The organism is Chitinophaga sp. 01L420 (genome assembly GCF_056399985.1).
This window is the reverse complement of record NZ_JBFTSK010000024.1, coordinates 40,630-61,641: the sequence shown is the minus strand read 5'-3', so window position 1 is coordinate 61,641 and position 21,012 is coordinate 40,630. Positions and strand designations below refer to the sequence as shown.

Genomic DNA, 21,012 nt, shown 5'->3' with positions numbered 1-21,012 from the left:
CTGATAATATGTTTAATCGTTTAAAATAATTCTCCGGAGAAAGCCTTTGCTATTCATACCCGCCATTTAATATCATGCTCACTACAATGCTGTCACCTGCTTTCCATTTCGTCCAGCCATAAAACTTGTTGTCGTATTTACTTACGAATCTGATCCAGTCGTTTTGGACCGAGTCTACTTGTATTGCTATACTTTCATTGGGTTTAATTTTCTTTCCATTCGGCCGGTCAAATAATTCCTTCCTGTCGTAGTTGATTTCCCAGGCCCGCTTCAACGCCTGCTCCCAGGTTTCAAAATAGAACCAATCCGGGATTTTTGCGTCAATAAAATTCGGATCGAAAAAGTGGGTGTCAACGATAGTATTTTTCCGTAAATCTTTCCCGGGGTGAATGGGTATAAAACTTGTCTCACCTGTCTGCTCGTTGATGAAAACCTGTACCCCTTTGTCAGTTTTGCGCAGCACCCTGAAAACCAGCTGTGGGGCAAAACGTATTAAGCCCATACTTATATGCTGTTGTGCCTCAATATCTGCATCCCCTTCATCAAGCGTATAAGGCTGTAGCTTCTCATTTAAAAAGCTTGTCTGAAAAGAACATTTTCCTTTGTTTGCTCCCGTTTTTATTTCTACAAAGTGTAACGAATCATACGGCTGTGCATCCTGTTCCGATTTGTATAGCGGAAGGGTTTTGTTGACGCTGAAATGTATCAGTCCTATTCCTGCTTTGCTGCGACTTATAGGTAGATCAGGTGCTACTTCCAGCTTCTTTCGGGTGTTGGTGGCATCGGAGTGACAAGACGCTATTATTACAACTTTAGTCATTAATATTGCCAGGGGTATTTTCATAAGTAATATAATTGAATGCGGTAGTACCATCTATCTGTTTTTTTTCTCAGGCAAAATATACTCCTTCCTACCATCTTCTTTTAATAGGATGCCGTTATTCTGTTTCCCGTTTACCAGGTAGTTATCGTCTGCAAAACGGCATTCATGGCTACCAAGGTAGCCAAACATTCCATAATGGAGATAGGCATAATGATGGAAACCGGTGACGTGATAAAACCTTTTGCTGCTATCTTTAGTTTCCACAATGACGGTATCCGTTTTTAGAAATATAACGAAAGGAATTTCTGTGTGCAGGTAGTTCTCACCGGGTGCGATCTTATAATTTACAATAGTATCTTTTACGATCTTATTATTCCTGACGATATAAAACTTCAACTGATCTATTTCGGCGTTGCGAAAATGGACCAGCGCAATACCCGGTTTCTCTGTAATTACGGTGATGGTATCGCAAATAGCCGAGTATTTCCCGCTGTCTTCTCTGGCTCTTTTCTTATTGTTCTCCATTGACCACCAGTACCAGCCAACCAACAATGCCGCCAGTAATACAATTACGCCCAAAAATACCAGGCAACCTTTTACATATTTGTTCGCTTTCATATTTTCACTGCCGGAATAAATAATCAAAAAAAGCAGCAACCGGCAAAACAACACCATCAGTAAAGCTTACGGCTGGTCTCATCTTTTTTAAATTGTCTTGTACCTGATATGCACGCCATTCAAATTAACGACATTTTCCTGCCTTGCTCCAAAACTGTTTGTAATTCGTAGGGGGTAGGCTACAATTCGCAGGAAATGCCTCCTGATTCGTCCTGCAGCAGGAACCAGGACTTGGATATCAAAATGATAACAGGAAAGTGAGTGAGCGCATCGCTTAAAACTAAAAACCGCCTCCGTTAATCAGGAGGCGGTTTTTCTTTCAATGCTGATTCTGCTTTTGGGGCACGCGTAAAATCTTACTTTAAATTCATCAGGATTCACCATTTGATATCTTTTCCGGAAATATGTACCCTGATTTTACCGCCAGCCTTCACCGGCACTTTGGGCCAATGGAGAAAAGCAGTATAACCCAGGGGATGCTTTGCTTCCACGCTGGTTTCCGACATAATGGCCACACGGGCATCATAGGCCGTTGGATTGTGTAACTCCATCACCAGTCCCTTATTATCTTTTTTAATGATTGTTGCCGTTATGTGGTCAAACACATAGTATGTTGATTGGTCGCTGATCACATAAATACCTGGCAGTTCAAGTGCCATCAGCATTCCATTGGTTTCTGTCCAGGAGTTACGGGTGTGTATAAAATTGCCAACGCTCTCCTTCCCTTCCGCATCGCTGGGCTGAATGCGCTCCATAGAAGACCCCACCAGGTAATTGCTGGTAATATGTCCGGGCATGTTAACCGCCTCTGCATGTGCATGCTGGATGTCCCTGATCAGATCAGCATACAATGATTTTCCGGTAGCTCTGAACAATTTAAAAAGATAATCGCCGGAGGAGGTGCAGATGCCCGGCGCGGCGTGCTTGTTCTGTATGCTGGCCCAAACAGCCCCCGTCATGTTGGCCTTCAACTTCCCGATGGTGCTTGATGGCGGGAAAGCCGGTGCATAAGACAAGGTCCAGGTAGCACAAAGGGCGGCCTCCACTTCGGCCATCGATAACCACTTGCGATCTCCGGTGGCATTATATAATGCCATTAAAGACTCAAGGAACCCAAAGGCCGATTCTGAATTGGCATCCTGTGAAATATCCCCACAATCGCCACCGGTAAGCCCTTGCCCTGCCACATCGCGTCGGTAGTAATATTCGGCAGATGCGGCCGCTGTTTTTAACCAGTCGGGCCTGTTAAAATACCTGGCGGCCAGGACCAGCCCCGCCGGAGCGATGGCACCGGCAGTGGAGTTAAATACGGCAATATCACCCGTTTCCGGCGCGATATACTGGCCAAACTGACCATTTTTCTGCCATGTTCTTACAAAAGCGGTGGCCAGTTTCTGGGCCGCTGCTTCCCAATCCTTGTTAATCATAGCTGCATATCCACTCTCCTTCAGCAACAGGAGATGTTTCATCAACCAGAACAATACATCCGCATTTTTTCTCACCATTGCCTGAGTTTCCGGGAAATCCCGCGACATCTTCTCTCCTATAATTTCTCCGGTTGCTCTTATACCTCCATAAAAGTAACCGCTTTTACCCTGTAGCTTTCTCACCACAAAATCAAGTTCCTCGCCTACCCTTTTACGTTCTTTTGTATCGTTCAGCGACAACATGGGATAGGTGTTGATCATACCGCTGACCCAGCCCAATTGAAAATCATTGTTATTTTCCGGTTTATAATAATTGCCGATGGGCTGTTGTGTAAAATTACTGCTGCAGATGCCCGTTCCTAGTTCAAGTAACTTACTCATTGGCAACAGGTTCCGGGGAGTAGCGGAGCCGGAAATATCTTTCCGTACTTTCATAAATTTTGTCAGCAAAGATGGAATATCCGCCGCCTTAAACACATACAGCCGGAAGCGCAGTGATACCTCGTCGCCTGTCTTCCAATCGGGTGCTTTGTCACCGCTCAGGTGAAAGTCGCCGAAACCGGTAGCCAGTTTACGGACAGCAGGTGCTGAAATGTCAAAAGAAAATTGGTCCTTATGGGCATTCTCCGTAATAGTAACCCCACTGTTGCCCCACTTCGTTTGTTGTTCTGTTAACAGGATAAAGCCCATCTGTTCTGCCGGGGAAAAAAAGCAAACCGCCGGGGTGGCCATATTACCCGTTTGTAATTCTACCAGGGAGGCCTTATCATTTTCTATCGATAAACGGGGATTATTGGAGATGGTAAGCGGAACTTGCGGGTTATAATACATATCACGGGGATAGTCGGGATTATAACCCGCCCCTATCGAACGATAACGATTGCCGTTATAAATAGACGCAGGTACCAGCACATAATTGGCAGTACGCCAGTTGCTGAAGTCAAATTTTACCGCCACCGTTGTGGAGATGGCCTGTCCAGCTGTTAGCCTGAAAGTAGCATCAACATCCATTGCATCACTGCATCCTTTCACCGGGCTCGCTTTCAGCGCCAATTGCCAGTCCTGCATCGGTTCACCTGGGCGGAAAACATTTTCTCCCACCAGGTTGGTGCCATTATATTGTCTTTGTAAAAAAGTCACTGATCCGCTAACCTGCTTCAGCATCCTGTTAATTTGCGGATCGGAGGATTGGGAGAAAGATTTTCCTGATGTGACAACTAATATCAGAAACAATATGAAATACTTCGTTTTAATGCTATACATACCTACTGTTTAATACCACTGCGGTTGGCCAGAAAAGGGATATCCACCTCAGGACATACCCGGCTATAAAGGTCTGATTCCCTTTATATGAACGCAACCCTTAATTTGACAATTATGAATACTATTTTTGCCGCATTAAACTTCTCCGGTATTTTATTATCTTTGAATCGCCTGTAACACACAACCAGACCTACAATTCGATGCAATACATCTACGAGAATTTTACATTTCCACCAGACCAGTCATTTACGGTAAGGTCAGAAATTCTTGAAATAAAAAAGTATACGGCCTTAAAATCACACGTTAATTTTGAGATCGCACTGCTGGAAAACTGCAGTGGTAAAAGATTTATCGGTGATCACATTGAGGATTTCGACGGACCGGAACTGGTGTTGCTGGGCAGCTACCTTCCACATTGCTGGCAATATTACAAGGCGGCAGATCCGCTTATCCCCACACAAGCCGTGGTGATACATTTCTTTCCTGACTTCCTTGGAAAGGAACTACTTGAAAAACCGGAAGCACGGGAGCTGAACCTGCTTTTCGCGAAAGCGGCCAAAGGAGTATTATTCACAGGCAGCACACTTCTTGATGCAAAAATGATCATGCACCAGATGCTGTATGCATCGGGCTTAGCCAGGGTGGCGCTCATGATCCGGCTGCTGGATATCCTCGCACAATCGGAATCATCGCGCGTGCTGTCATCTCCCTATTACAACACCGTGGAAAGTTCCGGCGAAGCAAAAAAACTCAATAAGGTATTCGATTATATTTTTCAAAAATTCAAAGACGACATTATACTACAGGACGTGGCAGACCTTATTCCCATGTCGTCGGCGGCCTTCTGTCGTTTTTTTAAACGGAGCACCAACCGTACATTAATCGATTTTGTGAAAGAAGTACGCATCGGGCATTCCGCCAAACTTTTACTGGAAGGACAACATAATGTAGCAGAAGCCTGCTATAACAGTGGCTATAATAATATCTCGAATTTTAATAAACACTTCAAGGAAATTAAAGGGCTATCCCCCAGGGATTTTCTCAGGCAGTATGAAGACAAGGAAAAAAAAGAAGCCACCTAAAAGCGGGTAGAAAGCAGCAAGCAATATTTTATTCAGGAATCATTAATTTAATACAATATAGATCGTTATCATTATTAAAGCCAGTGCGCCCCAGCCTGCCCACAACCATTTATCCATGGCCGATCTGGCCTTATCCGGAAAAACAAATGATACCTGGTCTTTTTCAGGCACTTTAAAAATCACCGTTATCAAAGCCATTACAATTACCAGGCATATAAAAATATAAACGGAGAGCAATAGAAAATGTGGCCAGAATCCCTTATACGGATAGTTCAATACATAACACACACCCATTACCAGGCAAAGAAACCCTCCTCCAAACAAAACCGTTTCTGCCGCTATCCCATGGGTACGTTTCCAGAAGATACCACCTAAAAACACCACTGATAACGGCGGCGCCAGTATAGACACCAGTCCCTGTGTTAATTCAAAAAGGCTTTTATCTGAGTAAGAAAATAATACCGCAATGCTTCCACCCAAAAATGCACCCACAGCGGTCATCCATCTCCCAACTTTTATTTTATCTTTTGATTTTAAAGATACAAACTGCGTAACCACATCTAATGTAAAAACAGTGCTGAAGGAATTAAGGCCTGAAGATACGGTATCAATCAGTGAAGCCACCAGTGCCGCTATACATAGCCCCCGAARCCCTTCAGGCATCAGGTTTTTCACGAGCGTAATGTAGGATTTATCCGGCGTGGTACTATCTCCATATAATAAAAAACAAATAATGCCCGGCAGCACAAAAATAAATGGTGTAATCACTTTAAGCCCCGCCAGGAAAAGAATGCCCCGTTGTCCCTCTTTGACACTTTTTGCCGCCAACACCTTTTGTACAATCGTTTGATCTGCACACCAATAATAAACAGCTACCACCGGATAACCTGCTACAATAGCCAGCCACGAATATTCAGGATCAGACCTTGCATGAAACAGTTTCCAATAGTCGGGGGCAACTGCTTTGCCCACACCTTCTACATGACCAATTTTTCCAATAGCCAGTAACGTTAGTATAAGAGAAGAAACAATAATGATCAATGACTGGAAAACACCGGTCCTCACCACGGCTTTTAAACCACCGATAGCGGTGTAACTGGTAGAGATCAGGGTAATCAACACCACCGCTTCCAGCAGCGAACAATGGAAGATCTCCGAGATGACGAGTCCCCCTGCATACAATGCACTGCCAAGCCATACAAACAATATAGACATCAGGCTGTAAACTACCAGGAAATTATAGGATCTGCGACCATAACGTAAAAGCAGGAATTGTGGAATAGTGCTGATGCCGGCCGAAATGTACCGTGGAATAAAAAATACGGATAACAGCATCAGGAATATCCATGCCAGCCACTCGAAATTGCCTCCTACCACACCTTGCGAAAAACCCAGACTGGATAAGCCGATCAACATCATTGGACCTACGTTGGCACTGAACATGGAAAAGCCGATTTGCCACCATCTCAAAGAGCGCCCACCCAAAAAAATATCTCCCCCCGAATGTGTCCGGCGGGATTTAAGGTAAAAACCCAAAGTGAATAAAGCAACTATATATACAACGAGAACCAGATAATCAATGCCAGTTAATATTATCTTCACAGAAAATGCTTAAGGATCATAAAGATACAACAGGCTTGTATTCCCTGACGTTCTTTTTATTCCATTCACGCGTCCTGATCAGCTGGCCGGTATCTTCACAATGGCGCCAGTTTACCCTGACAGGTAAGCCCGGAACCTCCGGCAGGAAAAATTTCCCATTTCTCCATTCCGGTTTTACATTAAAATATGTTTCCAATCCCGACATAATTGAATACAGGTACTCCACCTCACATTCCTCAGCAGCAGTAGTCATCAGGGAAGCCGTGAACAATGAATATCCGCCGGATGAAAAATCTATGTTGTGTTTTGCCGCCAGGTCCCTTACGGCCATCCATTCTTTCACGCCCGCCAAATGACCCGGCACCGGCTGCAGATGGGCTACGCCTATGTTTACCAGCGTAGGAAATACCCTCGCTGTCCGTTCAGATTCTCCAAAAGCAATTTTCACAGGGGTTTGTTTGCACAGCGCTTCAATCTGATCAAAAGATGCCGAATGAATCGGTTCCTCAAACCAGGCCAGGTTTTCCCCGGCTGTATGATCGATAAATCTGAGCGACTGCTCACAACTCCATATCTGGTTAGCATCCACGGCCAGCCGGATATTTTTTCCCAGGAGATTACGTACAAACTTTACCCGCTTTACATCTTCCGTCATATTCATCCCAAAATCTTTCCCCACCTTCATCTTATAACAATCCACCCCTGCCGCGATGAAATAGCTTACCTCTTTCTCCAGTTCCTCATAGCTGTAGTTGGTGCCTCCTCCACTGCCATATACCTTTACCTCATTCCGGTCAGCGCCCATATATTTATGCAAAGGAGTACCAAGCCGCCGGGTAGCCAGATCGTGTAACGCGATATCCACCTGCCCCAACAGCGCAGCCGCAGGGCCTCTGAAGCCTTCATTGCGGATAGACCAATATAACTTCGAATATAACTCGCTATAGGAAACATTATTGCAGTACAGCAAATGAGGCACCAGGCAGGCTTCCAGGATATTAGTGTAACTGCTATACACCGGTGCTTCTCCAATATTGCCATGCTCATCTTCAATGGTGATCAACGACATACCAAAAGAAGGAAAAGGCCCCATGGTAGCATCCTGTAAAGGAGTAACCACTTTTACCGGCGCTAATTCCCTGATCTGTATACTTTGAATATTAAATATCTCGTTGTCGATATTGCACATCTTAGTTGCTTTTACCCGTTACTGCAATTCAAAATTTCTGTCAGGATGATTTCCGCTAGTTTACCTTGATTAAAATGTTCAATGCTGGCCGCCAGTTCCGATTTATTGGATGGTCCCAATACAATATTAAACTCATAAGGTAAAGACAGCAGGAACCGATGCGCCATAGCCGGTAAAGAAAGTTCATACGCTTCCGCTATTTCTTCCAGACACATGGCTATCTCCAATGCCTCCACTGGAAGCCATTCGGGGCGCATCTGTTTAAACGATCCGATACATCTTCCCAACAATCCCATATTTAATGGACTTCCGGCATAATACTGTATGTTCCGGGATAAACAGTAAGGCAGCGAATCGCTGAGTGCTGTTACATTTGAAGCATTAAGGCGGTTAAACTCCATCACCACGTCAAAGATTCCCTCATCCAGACTTGATTTAAACCAGGCGGGCCAGTTGCCTCCCACTCCCAAACGTTTTGTCAATCCTTGTTCTTTGAACTTTATCAGCCTGGCAATGATCCGCTCCCCTGCTGCTTCCGGGATCGCCTGGGGATCGTGCAGAAACAGGATATCCAGAGAGGAAATGCCAATGGTACGGAGACTGTTCTCCAGGCTTTCCGCCATCGCCTTGTCTGTAAAATCATAGTAAGCCTTATCGGCAGCATAAGATTTCAGACGGCCCACTTTGGAACTGATTACTGGTATACTTCCGGACCATTGCCGTAACGCCTGTCCAAGATAGCTTTCAGCATTTCCATAGGCCGGCGCCGTATCGATTGCAGTAATACCGGACTCCAGTGCAGATAAAATTGTCAATACCGACTCATGCGGATCAACCTTTCCCCAAACACCGCCCAATGCAGCGGTGCCAAGAACCAAACGTTCGCTGATCATATCTAATGTATAACGTAATACCTGACAAAAATAAATAACCTCCCTAAGGTACAAAACATCAATATTGACTAGCATCGATGTTATATTTACCGGGAGAAAGATTTGCCGGCGCCGAACAAGCGTGCTAGGGTGCACTACAATAAAGCAGCGTTACTATAATACCAAATATATAAACATCCGCTAACTTAACAGTTGTCGATGTTTTTTTGATGCTCACCTCACTGGCCTTATCCATATAGCCTGTCCACCGGACGGCAATAGCTTTGCGTTCAACACCGTATTTGCATCTACCTTTATTCGTTTTATAGACACCTTTGTCCGCACTGTTGACATATCGTCATCATAGTAAATGCTGGCAATATATTGTCTGCCTGGTGTTAAAAATGTCAAAGGCACCTTTAATTGCCGCGCCTCATTATTCGTAATGGTTCCTACAAACCACTCCTCGCCTTTGCGGCGGGCAATAGTGATAAATCGGGCTATTTCACCATCCAACACTTTAGTATCATCCCATACGGTGGGTACATTATCAAAAAACTCCAGCTCCGGTTCATCTCTGGCATCCTCCGGCTTATCATACCAGTACAAAAACTGCAGCGGGCTGTAAAGCACAACGGACAAGGCCAGCTGGTGTCCTGAGCGGGTTTTCATGATCCTCCCTTTCGGCGCATCCGCCAACTTTGGCTTTAACTCCGGACGGTGATAGTAGCAAATAGTATGGTCTGCTGCACCTGCTATCAGCCGGGTGAACGGAAGAATAGTATTGCTTGTTGCATCCGGCATTTCTTCATCGCCACGCACGCCTTCCTGCGTGAGCAGGTTGGGATAGGTTCTGCTGAATCCGGTAGGGCGATACTCGTCGTGAATGTCAACCATCAGATTATATTTGGCGCATTTCTTAACAGCATCATGTAACCATGTTGTCCATTTGTGCGAACCCACCTCTACAAAACCAAACTTGATTCCCTTCACCCCCCATTTTTGATACAATGGAAGTAATTCATCCAATTGCTGATATAACGCCCGTTGGTTTACATATAAAAACACGCCAATACCTTTTTCATTGGCATATCTGATCACCTCCTGCAAATTCAAATCACTGTTGGGGTTCCGGCGCGGATCTACATTCACTTTTGTGGCATCAGAAGCAACTATATACTCGTATCCATACCACCCGGCATCAAAATGAATGTATTGCAGTTTGCGTTTTACGGCAAAATCAATGCATTCCTTTGCCCCTTTCATAGACAATGTTACTTCACGTATAACCTTACCTGGTTGTATCCACGCAGTATTTTCTATGGCACAGGGAGGATTGAGGTTTAACAGGAGATCATTCCCTGCCAATAGTTCCCCGGGGCGCTTTGCTGCCATCACCACTCTCCATGGCGTGGAGAATGGCGTAAAATAGTCAACGATATCATATATAGTGGCACAAATAGTATTTGCTTTTGTCGGATGAAGTGTAAACTTCATACGGGAGTAATTTACCATTTGAGCCTCCGCCAGGCAAACATATAAACCACCGGGCTGTTCCAGTACCAGGGGGCGCTCAGCCTGCGCTGTCCAGTCTTTTAAAGGAACCAGGTTATATTCACCCTGAGCGCTGGAAGTAAACCAGGCCTTCGTTCCTTCCGGCATAGCAAATTCAGTTAACTCATTTTTGATGCTCACATCCCGTCCTCCCTGTGCATGCTCGGGTAGCACATAGCGGAAAGCTATTCCCTCGTTATAGGCTCTTACCTGTATCTGTAATTTCCTGCTCTCGTCATTATGCTGCTTTAGTGTAATCACCATCTCGGTATAATGATCTCTTACCAGACTACGTTCACCATATACCGGTTTCCATAAGGTGTCTTTTTGAGTGCTCGATATAGCAGATAAAACGAACCCCGATTCCCATCCATTTAAACCCAATCCGGACGTAAGAATAACAGGTGCTTCCTGGTAGTACATACTGTAATTGAGACGCCCTCCTTCAGATAAATTAAATGCAAATTGTAATTTCCCGTCGGGGGAAAAAAGTTGTTGAGAAGACTGTGCATGGATAACCTGTACATAGAAGAGACAACCAAAAAGAAACGCCAGTGCCCTAAACATATTTGTGTGCTATAATTTAAAATCAGATGTAACATCAGCTGGCAAGCATTTCAACGATAAGTCGGCATCCTTATACAATACAGTGGCATTATGTTGTCTTCTTATAAACCTATAGCTGAAAAACAAAACGCTGATAGTGCTGCCAGAGCCGGGTCATCACCCATTATAAGTTGATCTTAAAACCATCTGGTTCATTCCAGTGACAACCAACCAATTTATTGAAAAAAGAAAAGCAATAAAAGATAGGCAAAATAAACATCAGTAAAAGTCAATATTCCATAGAAGTGAAAACGATTGCAAAAGATATGTCTTCTATTCTGATTTTGAAGAAAACGCTGACAAGTAAAATTTCTTTTACCTTAATGAGTAGCCACCTACGTGACAATTCAATATTTATTCATCTTTTTTTTAACTCCTGCCGTGTTTACTCAGTTATCTATTCTAATTTCACTTCAGCGAATAAAAACTACCACTTTAGATTTTTTTTGAGATATACACCGGAAATCGCTTCTGTATTGTCTTTCAATTTAAAACCCAAGCGATGGGCAGTAGATAACTTTAAGCTCTTTTATTCCTGCCCAGCTAAAATAAAGTATATGAATTCCCTCAATGACTTAGTAACCCAATATCACTCGTGGTGTAACCATCTCTATTTTCCACAGGAGCCATGCAATCTTTACGATGCTACCCGGTATCTTTTGGAAGGTGGTGGAAAGCGAATACGGCCCTTGTTATGCCTTTTAGGAAATGATCTTTTTGGAGAGATGTATGAAGATAGTTTCCATGCAGGAAATGCCATTGAATTATTTCATAATTGTTCTCTGGTACACGATGACATTATGGACAGTTCTCCCTTACGACGCGGAAAACCAACCATACATATCAAATACAATATTTCTACAGCGATACTTGTTGGTGACATTCTTCTGGTCAACGCCTTTTCACACATTAATAAGGTTAAGGAACAATACAAACAACAAATATACGCGCTGTTCTCCGCAACTATACTACAGATTTGTGAAGGGCAGCAAATGGACGTTGATTTCGAAGAAATGGATATACAACAGGTTTGTTATCAGCAGTACCTGAAAATGATTACGTTCAAAACATCTGTCTTACTGGCTGCCAGTATCAGAATAGGCGCTATCATTGGCGGAGCAGATCTGCAACAACAAGCCTATATCTACGACTTTGGCAAAAATTTAGGTATTGCTTTTCAGATACAGGATGATTACCTGGATGCTTTCGGAGAGCCATCAGAAACCGGTAAACAGCCCGGCGGCGACATCCTCGAAAATAAGAAAACCGCATTGCTGATAAAAGCATGGGAAATGAGTACTGCTGTACAAAAAAATGCATTGCGAAACGCTATGTCGCAAAATGGAAGCGAACGAATATCGGCGGTATTAAAACGCTACAAAGACTGTAAAGTAGATGAATGGGCCATCAGTACCGCTGCGAAATATACCTCAATGGCTTTCAGTTGCCTGGATATGATAGACATCCCGCTTAACCGGAAAAAAAACCTCCTTGAGCTGACAAACCAACTGCTGGGGCGTCGGTCATGATTAATAGAAAAAAGAGCGTATGAATAATAAAGATAGTATTATAAAGGTGATACAAAAATTTATCTGATGCATACATCATCTTACCAAAATTATTCATTGAAAAATAAAAAGAGCCGCAAACATCTACTGCGGTTCCACTTCCACAACTCATTAATACTTTTGAACAAAAGGAAATCAGCAATAGCTATATGAAAACCCAAATTGGTTATACGATAAAGTAAATCACAAGCCCTGGTAAAATAACCATGCTTAGATCCATGCATTAACGAACTACATTATTGCCACACGCTTTAAGAAAAGTTCTGCATACAAGAGCGATTAATAACGTTTGTCAGTATCCTGGTGTAGCGCCAGGAAATAGTAAGGCATTTGTTAACCCGACCGGATGAATATTTCATTATTGTTACCTATCCAATATTATTGGGCTAAAAACGAGGACTATGAATATGCACATGCTTTCCATGTTTCATTACCCCTTCCCTACACTTAAAAATCCATTTGCAACTGCATTACAGGATATTACTGACAACCAATGGATAGATGGGGAATATCTCTCACTGTACAAAGACAATCCGGATACCCGACATAAATACAAAAAAACGAAGACGGCTCACATCGCCTCACAGTGGTTCCCCACAGCCAGTGCAGAACGATTGAAACCCCTCTGCAGACTTATGTTATGGACACTGTACAATGACGACCTATATGAAGAGAGCACCCCTGAAAAAATCGGATACGTAYACCAGAGATCAATAGCAATATTAAATGGTGAAATAGACGCTGCCGAGGCCGCAATACCGCTGGGTAATATGCTGGCTTCTTTAAGGCTTGAACTGTTACAGTTCATCCCGCCAGAGTCTATCGCCCGGTTTACGAAAATGATCAGCAGATATTTTACAGGTCTCAAAGCAGAATTGACTTACAAAAAGAATAAGGTTTTCCCAACTATTGCTGAATGCGTTGCCTTACGGGAGGATTCCATCTGCCTGTATCCATTCCTGCAACTAACCGAAGTGGAAACAGGGATTATATTACCGTCTGAAATACACGACCACCCGGTGATTCGACGTTTACAGGCGTTGGCCTGCCGCCTGGTGACATACTTCAATGAGGTACAATCTGTGACGAAAGATGAAGCAACAGACAGCATTTATTACAACATCGTGAAAGTGATACAACACGAATACAATATTTCACTGGAAGAAGCTTGTCTCGAAGACCTCCGCCTGCACAATGAAGACCTGAAAGAATTTGTAGCACTGCAATATTCTCTCCCTGATTTCGGGATATGGCAGGATGCCGTCGTAAACTGGATTCACTACATGAGCATGGTACTCAGTGGCTGGAAGAATATATCTTCAAAGCTGGACCGTTATAATGGGATGGAATTCCCCAATGCAGCAGAGCTCCGGCAGAAATTAAACCACGAATAACCTCTGACCATTTTACTGGTCAATGATATGATTTAATAACTTCTAACTATCAGGTTTATGAAAGAAGAATTAATCGTTCCTAAATGTTATTATCCGTGGCCTATAGTCAATAGTCCGATAGCAACCGAATTTGACGGGGAAGAAATAGTGTGGTATGACAATGACTATACTTTTATTTCCGAAGAGGGAATAAAAAGGTGCAAAAAGCAGCAACTATCCCAGGTAGCAACCTATATGAACCCAACTTGTGATAATGTGGATCATATGCGTCCCTGTGTACGACTGATGATCTACATCACACTTTTTGATGACTTTTTTGCCCTCACGCCTTTAAAAGAATTAAAGCCCATAGCAAACCGGGTCTATGAGGTGATGCTGGGCGATTCTCCTCTTCCAAAGGAACTTGGCATACTCCGGCAGATGGCAGAAGCAAGAAAAGAGTGGATAGTAAATGGAATGCCCCAATTCTGGATTGAACGCGTTTCCATCAATTTTTATGAATTTATCGTTTATGGTTTAATGGAAGAAACACCTTTCAAACTGGCAGAAAAGAGAACCTATCCTTTACTGGCCCATTATTTAAATTTCCGCCAATACTCCATCGGAATGGGGTCCTATGGAGATTTAATAGATCCTTCTGTCAACTTTGCATTGCCAGTAGACATTTATAATCACCCTATTATCCAGCGCTGCAAAAAGCTGCTGGCGCTAATCATCGTGATCCAGAATGATTTTGCTTCTCTCAAAAAAGAACTTGAAATAGAAACTGAATTATTCAATATTATATTCATTCTACGCCACCAGTATAAACTTTCCTACCAGGAAGCCTGTACAGAAGCGATGAGGATCCATGATGAATATGTAAAAGAATTGGACGACTTACATGCATCCCTTCCGGATTTCAGCCCTTATCAAAAAGAAGCGTATAATTACGTCTATCACATAAAATTACAGATCACTGGTTGTGCAAACTGGTATTACAATTCGGGAACTAACCGTTATGAAACAAAAGGATTTATTGTCCCTCAATATGGACGGGAAGGAGATGACATTATTATTCCACATAGTTCCTTTGTAAAGTAACCGGACGTAGCTACGAATTGTCTACCTATAAATGTATATTCTCCGAAATAGTATAGCTATTTCATTTCTGATGGGCGGGCTGCTCATGAACAGCCCGCCCACAGATACCGGTCACGTTAGACCACCCCATCCTTCTTATCCAACCTAGAAAAATATTGACCTGCTGTATTAATTCTCCTCCTCGTATTTATTACTAAATAAAATCATGAATGCTTTGTATGCTCCTATTGCAAACAAGAGCAGCGCCGTAAGAAACAAACCAATATACTGTGCCACCCACCCTATCAAAATGGCAACAATATGAATCTTCCCGTTATTTGGCTCGAATACCTTGCCCGAATATACATAAACCGCAAATGCCCCGAAAATGCCTATCCATAGTATTGCATACAGGATATCAAGCGGCTTTTTACTCATTTTGTTAAACTTCAACATAATTTTGGTTTTTAACGGCGCTAGTAGCTTCATTGCCCAATAATAGCGCTACTTTTCATATTAAGATTTTCACACCAAAAATAGATGAGCCGGGATACAATTCATACTTCCGTTTTATATTCGAACGTTCTAAGCCGATATTCGCCAAAAATTCAGTGGTATTCCACGGTATCCTTTGCATTTTACTTTTTGCGCAACCGGAATACTTTGGTCTCGTGGCTGGCTACTTTTAATGTCACGGACTTATTCCAGGGCGTTACTGCTTTACTCCATACGTCTGTTGCCTGACAGGCAGTAAAGGGTAAGCCCAGATCAGAAAGGGCTACACTAATGGTATTGGATTGGCCACCCCGATTAAGTACACCTACTGCCACATCGCCGTTCTGCAAAGGTTTTACAAATACCTGCCAGTCATCTTTCTTAAATTTACACTGGGCCTGCACACCCAGGGAGTCCTGGTCAATAGCAATAATATCTTTATTAAAGAGGATGTTCCCGGTGTTGGTATTCATATTGGTTACATCGCAGCTGATCATCAGCGGAGAAGCCATCAAACACCATAAGCTCATCTGGCTCTGGTACTCTGTATCGGTACAGCCAGTGCCTCCCAGGTCCCCGGAAGGGCCTTTGCGGCCATACAATCCCACTACCAGCATATCAGGATCATTCCATCCACCGGGGCCCGCATAAGGATGAAGACTGCTGTTGATGTCCACTATGTCTAAAATACCGGCGCCGGAGTGATGCAGGTCAGTAGGTTTCTTCGGAGCCACTTTACTTTGCCACTTATCCCTGATATCAGCCGATATGCGCCAAAGTTGTCCACCGGCCTTTTTTGACCATAGCCAGGGACTACGATCTCCCCATTCACAAATACCAAATACGATATCCCTACCACTGTTAGTAAGCGCATTGGCCATTTTAGAATAGCGCTGTATAGCAGTTTGCCAGTCGGAAGGCGCATCGCAATAATCGTATTTCAGGTAGTCAATGCCCCAGCCGGCAAAGGTTTTGGCATCCTGCTCTTCAAAACCAAAACTGGCAGTATAACCTGCACAGGTAAGCTGCGCGGCGTCGGAATAAATACCGAGTTTCAGCCCTTTACTATGTACATAGTCGCAAAGCGCTTTCATACCTGAAGGAAATTTCTTAGGATCGGGCACCATATTATTTTTGTTATCCCGGCCTCCCTGCCATCCGTCATCAATAAAAATATAATCGAAACCGGCTTTCAACAAACCATTCGCCGACATCGCATCTGCAATCGCCCTGATATCATCCTCCGTAATTTTGTCAGCGTAAAAATTCCAGGTCATATAACCCATAGGAGGTGTGGGGGCCTTCTCCTGGGCGTGTAAAAGTTGACCGGCCAGCAGCAACACCAAAAGTGTTATTAATTTTTTCATGGTATTTTTCATTGTTCCGGATAAAAGTAGACATTCACAAGGAGAAATAAAAGCCTTGTCAAATGCCTGATATAGTGTGACGTTTTAATTTCGATTGACATTCCGTATACTTCCCGGAGGCCACCTCCGCTATCAGGCAAATCCCCACTACACTATCTTTGAATATTATACAATGCGCAATACACCAGCATTAGCTAATCTTCCATCTGTCCCGGAAATACGTTCCCCGAATTATCTTATATTTATAGTAATCAAAATTATCTTCCATGGCAAAACAAATGTCCATCATCCCTTTTACGGGAAAACTCGGTCCTCTCATTGGGTATAAGCGCAATGGCAACTACTTCCTGCGCTCCATGCCGGAAAGCGTGCAGCAAACGGCTGCTACCCGGCGTGCATCCCGGCGCTTTGGCATCGCCAGCAGGAAAGGTGCTTTTATCCGTCATGCTTTTTACGGCCACCTGGATATCCATTGTGACAGCGCCCACATCAATCGGCTCAATAAGCTACTCATTGCTGCCGGCGATCATCACGAGGCGCTGACAGGCTTCCGCTTCAATCAGTCTACCGGCGTAGATCGTTTCTTTCCGGTGGCTCCCCGCCTCTTGAGTAACGGGATATTAAATATTCCCGCACAAACCATCGATGGGTATAAAGGTATTACTGCGCTGGAAGTAAAAGTGATCGCTACGCGTATCGATTTTATATCACGCCAGGTGATGGGTAGCGAAACAGTTACGCTAATGATAGACACCGATACCACTTTCCAGGAAACAAATGTTTCGCTGGAGGTACCCGGAGAAGGTTCACTGGTAGTGGTTTTCCAGGTAAGAGCGATGTACAAAGATGGCCCATCGCACAGCAGACAATACATGGCTGCTGATATTATTGCGGTGGCAGCGCCAAAGGCACCCAAACACGCTAATAAACATAAGTATCCAAAGCGGAAGATATTGCTTCCCAAACTTACCTATACATACACATATCCAGCAATCATTCAACTGGAATAAAGCCATCTTGCCTCCGGAGATATTTTGATGAATAGTCCCTTATACCTGCTTCCTTTCAATAGTCTATTTCTTTCCACAGCTACAGTCTCGTACTGAAGTAGCCCTGCTATGACCAATTCTGACCTCTATCCATTTACTGATGCAATTTCATCGGCGTTATACATCCGAACGTCATCCCCGCATCAAGTCCACCTCTCCTGCAGGGCTTCTATAGGTGCTAAGCGGGTGCTAAGCATAGTATCGACGGTATCAATGTAATGAACATACCGTCCGGATCAATAAATCTTATCGGATTATCAAACGCATAATTATATGGCGAGTGCAGGCCAAAAAACCAGTGCCCTCGTACCGGTTTTTTATTTGGGGCAACACTTGTATTATTTTACCACTCATGTAAAAATCTCATCTTTTTAATGTTTATGCTTTCGATTGCAATTTCATTTTTATACTTTTGAAACGAGCAATCAACAAACCACGCAATGAATTACGATAACTCAAGACGGAGCTTTCTGAAGCAGGCGGCGCTGGCCACCCTGGCCACCGCTACTCCGGGCCTGCTGATGGCCGCGGCGAAGCCCTATACCCGCAAAATCGGGCCTAACGAAAAAGTAAACCTCGCCTTCATTGGTATAGGCAACAGAGGCGGAGAGATCGCCCAGGCGCTCTACAAAACAGGATTGGCCAACATTGTGGCACTCTGCGATGTAGACATGGGCGCACCGCATACCCTGGAGGTAATGAAAATGTTCCCTAACGTGCCTCGTTTCCAGGATTTCCGCCAGATGTTCGATAAAATGGGCAACCAGATTGACGCTGTGTCCATCGGTGTACCTGACTTCTCGCATTTCCCGATCACGATGATGGCAATAGGCCTGGGCAAACATGTATATGTAGAAAAGCCAATGGCACGCACATTCAACGAAGTGGAACTGATGATGAAGGCTGCCCGGAAGCATCCGAAAGTGGTAACCCAGATGGGCAACCAGGGACATTCTGAAGCTAATTACTTCCAGTTTAAAGCCTGGACAGAAGCCGGTATCATAAAAGATGTAACAGCCATTACCGCTCATATGAACTCTCCACGGCGCTGGCATGGCTGGAACCCAAATATAACCTCGTTCCCGGCTGCAGAACAGGCGCCTGCTACCCTCGACTGGAATATCTGGCAGATGACAACGCAGGGGCACTCCTATAACAAAGATTTCGTAAACGGCCAGTGGCGCTGCTGGTTCGACTTTGGTATGGGTGCACTGGGCGACTGGGGCGCACATATCATCGATACCGCCCACCAGTTCCTCGATCTTGGCTTACCATACGAAGTTGATCCGATCAAACTCACAGGTCACAATAACTTCTTCTACCCAATGTCTTCCACGCTGGCATTCAAATTCCCTAAAAGAGGAAATATGCCCGCACTGGATATCACCTGGTACGATGGAGTAGATAACCTGCCACCCATTCCTGCGGGATACGGTGTATCGGGACTCGATCCTAATATTCCACCCCCAAGCAATGGTGCTATCGCTCCTTCTAAACTGAATCCCGGTAAGATCATCTACAGTAAGGATCTTACATTTAAAGGGGGCTCGCATGGTAGTACCCTCTCTATCATTCCTAACGAAAAGGCAAAAGAAATGGCGGATAAACTGCCGGTAGTGCCGGAGAGTCCGTCTAACCACTTTAAGAACTTCCTGATGGCTTGTAAAGGTGAGGAACAAACACGATCTCCATTCGCCATTGCAGGTCCACTTAGCCAGGTATTCTGTCTTGGTGTACTGGCACAGTGGACAGGAGAGAAATTACAGTTTGATCGGGAAAAGAAGATCATTACTAATAATAAGCATGCAAACGAATTGCTGGTAGGTCCTCCACCAAGGAAAGGCTGGGAGCAATACTATAAAGTTTAAAGAGAGGACTACGGTCCTCTCTTTTTTTGCATTGCAGGGAAGGTTATTTTAATGAGCCTGGCAGGCCGGGAAAGTTTTCATTGAATCAATTCAGATCAGGAACTTTTTAGATAAATTGGTTTTCGCGCAGCAATACATGTGGGAAGTGCTGCTATACTTTATACAAACTTTCTGCATCTACCATCGGTATGCTATTTACCAATGTACCCAACTCCTTATCGCCATCAAACAGCAGTGGGAAAAACTGGCTGTCAAGTGCCTCATCCTGCACCATACGAGGGAAGTTATGCAATGCCTCCTTACGTTCATAATTATCAACATTGCTAAGCGTATTGCTGGCCATCAGATTAATCACCACTGCCCTTCTGGGCCTTTCCGAATAATTGGCGTAAGATCCATGGATCATCAGCGGATGGTGAAAACTGGCATAGCCCCGTGGTAATTCATTGGCTACTTTAGTTTCAAAAACCGCATACTGTTCCTCATTTAGCACTTCTTTTATAGCAGTCATGTCTCCTGTGAGACCAGTGATCGGGAGCAGTCCCCATTTATGGCTACCCGGTACATAGTAAAGACAACCATTTTCTTTGGTGGCGTTGTCCAGGCCTATCCAACAGGTAAGGTGATGCATGGGTTTGGTGAATGTCCAATATGAAAAATCCTGGTGCCATGCTACTACTCCACCGTGGTGAGGAGGTTTACAAAACAGTTGATCATGAAACAACCGGAATGATTGCCCCAATAACTGGTATGCAGCCATACGATAGGCAGGCGACCATATCAGGTCATGAAACCCTGGCGTAACCCTCCAACCACCGATAGCATGAAAAAGCACCTTGTCCGGGTCCTCCGCTTCATTGCTCTCATAGTGATAAAACAATTTCTTATCTGCTTCATTTACTGCCTGGAGTTTTACCAGTTCTTCATTAAGGATGTCCACTTGTTCATCCGTCAATATCCTGATACCACTAATAAAACCCTGCTCTTTAAACAAGGCGACCTGCTGCGCTGACAGCATATATTTTTCCCATTCTGCTGCAGTTTTTGGCTGCTCAAATATGTTGGCAAGAGGGCTACTATAGGCCGCCAGATCATGATTTAATTTTAAAGGTAATTCGTTCATGTTTGCCGATTTAGAAATTAGAATGAATTAATTCAGTTTGCCAGCCAACC

Annotated in this window: 16 protein-coding genes; 6 read left to right on the top strand and 10 right to left on the bottom strand. The window is 44.0% G+C overall.

Annotated elements, in window-relative coordinates; genetic code table 11:
- Window positions 1–49: 49 nt before the first annotated feature.
- The 3 genes from AC1DP6_RS21590 to AC1DP6_RS21580 form a co-directional block, all read right to left on the bottom strand.
- Entirely contained in the window at window positions 50–844 is a 795-nt protein-coding gene (locus AC1DP6_RS21590; RefSeq protein ID WP_477056666.1) for a hypothetical protein, read from the bottom strand.
- A gap of 30 nt (window positions 845–874) precedes the next feature.
- Window positions 875–1,441, bottom strand: coding sequence for a hypothetical protein (locus AC1DP6_RS21585; RefSeq protein ID WP_477056665.1), 567 nt, complete (start codon window positions 1,439–1,441; stop codon window positions 875–877).
- 377 nt (window positions 1,442–1,818) lie between these two features.
- Window positions 1,819–4,032: a hypothetical protein gene (locus tag AC1DP6_RS21580; protein WP_477056664.1), complete on the bottom strand. Its 2,214-nt coding sequence runs from the start codon at window positions 4,030–4,032 to the stop codon at window positions 1,819–1,821.
- A gap of 299 nt (window positions 4,033–4,331) precedes the next feature.
- Here AC1DP6_RS21580 and AC1DP6_RS21575 point away from each other — a divergent pair, with 299 nt between their 5' ends.
- A complete protein-coding gene (locus tag AC1DP6_RS21575; RefSeq protein WP_477056663.1) occupies window positions 4,332–5,213 on the top strand; it encodes a helix-turn-helix domain-containing protein in 882 nt (293 codons plus the stop codon).
- Between the two features lie 42 nt (window positions 5,214–5,255).
- Here the strand turns inward: AC1DP6_RS21575 and AC1DP6_RS21570 are convergent, their stop codons facing one another.
- From AC1DP6_RS21570 to AC1DP6_RS21555, 4 genes are all read right to left on the bottom strand, one after another.
- Entirely contained in the window at window positions 5,256–6,815 is a 1,560-nt protein-coding gene (locus AC1DP6_RS21570) for a sodium:solute symporter family transporter (RefSeq protein WP_477056662.1), read from the bottom strand.
- 16 nt (window positions 6,816–6,831) lie between these two features.
- Entirely contained in the window at window positions 6,832–8,004 is a 1,173-nt protein-coding gene (locus tag AC1DP6_RS21565) for a mandelate racemase/muconate lactonizing enzyme family protein (protein WP_477056661.1), read from the bottom strand.
- An 11-nt stretch (window positions 8,005–8,015) separates the two neighbouring features.
- Window positions 8,016–8,897: an aldo/keto reductase gene (locus AC1DP6_RS21560; RefSeq protein WP_477056660.1), complete on the bottom strand. Its 882-nt coding sequence runs from the start codon at window positions 8,895–8,897 to the stop codon at window positions 8,016–8,018.
- Between the two features lie 213 nt (window positions 8,898–9,110).
- Window positions 9,111–10,997 (bottom strand): glycoside hydrolase family 97 protein, encoded by a 1,887-nt coding sequence (locus AC1DP6_RS21555; protein ID WP_477056659.1) that lies wholly within the window; start codon window positions 10,995–10,997, stop codon window positions 9,111–9,113.
- 596 nt (window positions 10,998–11,593) lie between these two features.
- Here AC1DP6_RS21555 and AC1DP6_RS21550 point away from each other — a divergent pair.
- The 3 genes from AC1DP6_RS21550 (at window position 11,594) to AC1DP6_RS21540 (ending at window position 15,081) form a co-directional block, all read left to right on the top strand.
- Window positions 11,594–12,565 carry a polyprenyl synthetase family protein gene (locus AC1DP6_RS21550; RefSeq protein WP_477056658.1) on the top strand — a complete coding sequence of 324 codons (972 nt, stop codon included), beginning with the start codon at window positions 11,594–11,596 and terminating at the stop codon, window positions 12,563–12,565.
- 440 nt (window positions 12,566–13,005) lie between these two features.
- Entirely contained in the window at window positions 13,006–13,998 is a 993-nt protein-coding gene (locus AC1DP6_RS21545) for a terpene synthase family protein (RefSeq protein WP_477056657.1), read from the top strand.
- A 57-nt stretch (window positions 13,999–14,055) separates the two neighbouring features.
- Window positions 14,056–15,081, top strand: coding sequence for a terpene synthase family protein (locus tag AC1DP6_RS21540; protein ID WP_477056656.1), 1,026 nt, complete (start codon window positions 14,056–14,058; stop codon window positions 15,079–15,081).
- A gap of 168 nt (window positions 15,082–15,249) precedes the next feature.
- Here AC1DP6_RS21540 and AC1DP6_RS21535 read toward each other — a convergent pair whose 3' ends face one another.
- Together AC1DP6_RS21535 and AC1DP6_RS21530 are read right to left on the bottom strand one after the other, a co-directional pair.
- On the bottom strand, window positions 15,250–15,516 hold the full coding sequence (locus AC1DP6_RS21535; protein ID WP_477056655.1) for a hypothetical protein: 267 nt from the start codon (window positions 15,514–15,516) through the stop codon (window positions 15,250–15,252).
- Window positions 15,517–15,698: 182 nt separating this feature from the next.
- Window positions 15,699–16,922 carry a glycoside hydrolase family 27 protein gene (locus AC1DP6_RS21530; protein ID WP_477056654.1) on the bottom strand — a complete coding sequence of 408 codons (1,224 nt, stop codon included), beginning with the start codon at window positions 16,920–16,922 and terminating at the stop codon, window positions 15,699–15,701.
- 266 nt (window positions 16,923–17,188) lie between these two features.
- Here AC1DP6_RS21530 and AC1DP6_RS21525 point away from each other — a divergent pair, with 266 nt between their 5' ends.
- Together AC1DP6_RS21525 and AC1DP6_RS21520 are read left to right on the top strand one after the other, a co-directional pair.
- Window positions 17,189–17,932, top strand: coding sequence for a hypothetical protein (locus tag AC1DP6_RS21525; RefSeq protein ID WP_477056653.1), 744 nt, complete (start codon window positions 17,189–17,191; stop codon window positions 17,930–17,932).
- A 479-nt stretch (window positions 17,933–18,411) separates the two neighbouring features.
- On the top strand, window positions 18,412–19,839 hold the full coding sequence (locus AC1DP6_RS21520; RefSeq protein WP_477056652.1) for a Gfo/Idh/MocA family oxidoreductase: 1,428 nt from the start codon (window positions 18,412–18,414) through the stop codon (window positions 19,837–19,839).
- 151 nt (window positions 19,840–19,990) lie between these two features.
- On the opposite strand, the gene AC1DP6_RS21515 is transcribed toward AC1DP6_RS21520, so the two are convergent.
- Window positions 19,991–20,962 carry a phytanoyl-CoA dioxygenase family protein gene (locus tag AC1DP6_RS21515; protein ID WP_477056651.1) on the bottom strand — a complete coding sequence of 324 codons (972 nt, stop codon included), beginning with the start codon at window positions 20,960–20,962 and terminating at the stop codon, window positions 19,991–19,993.
- Window positions 20,963–21,012 lie beyond the last annotated feature (50 nt).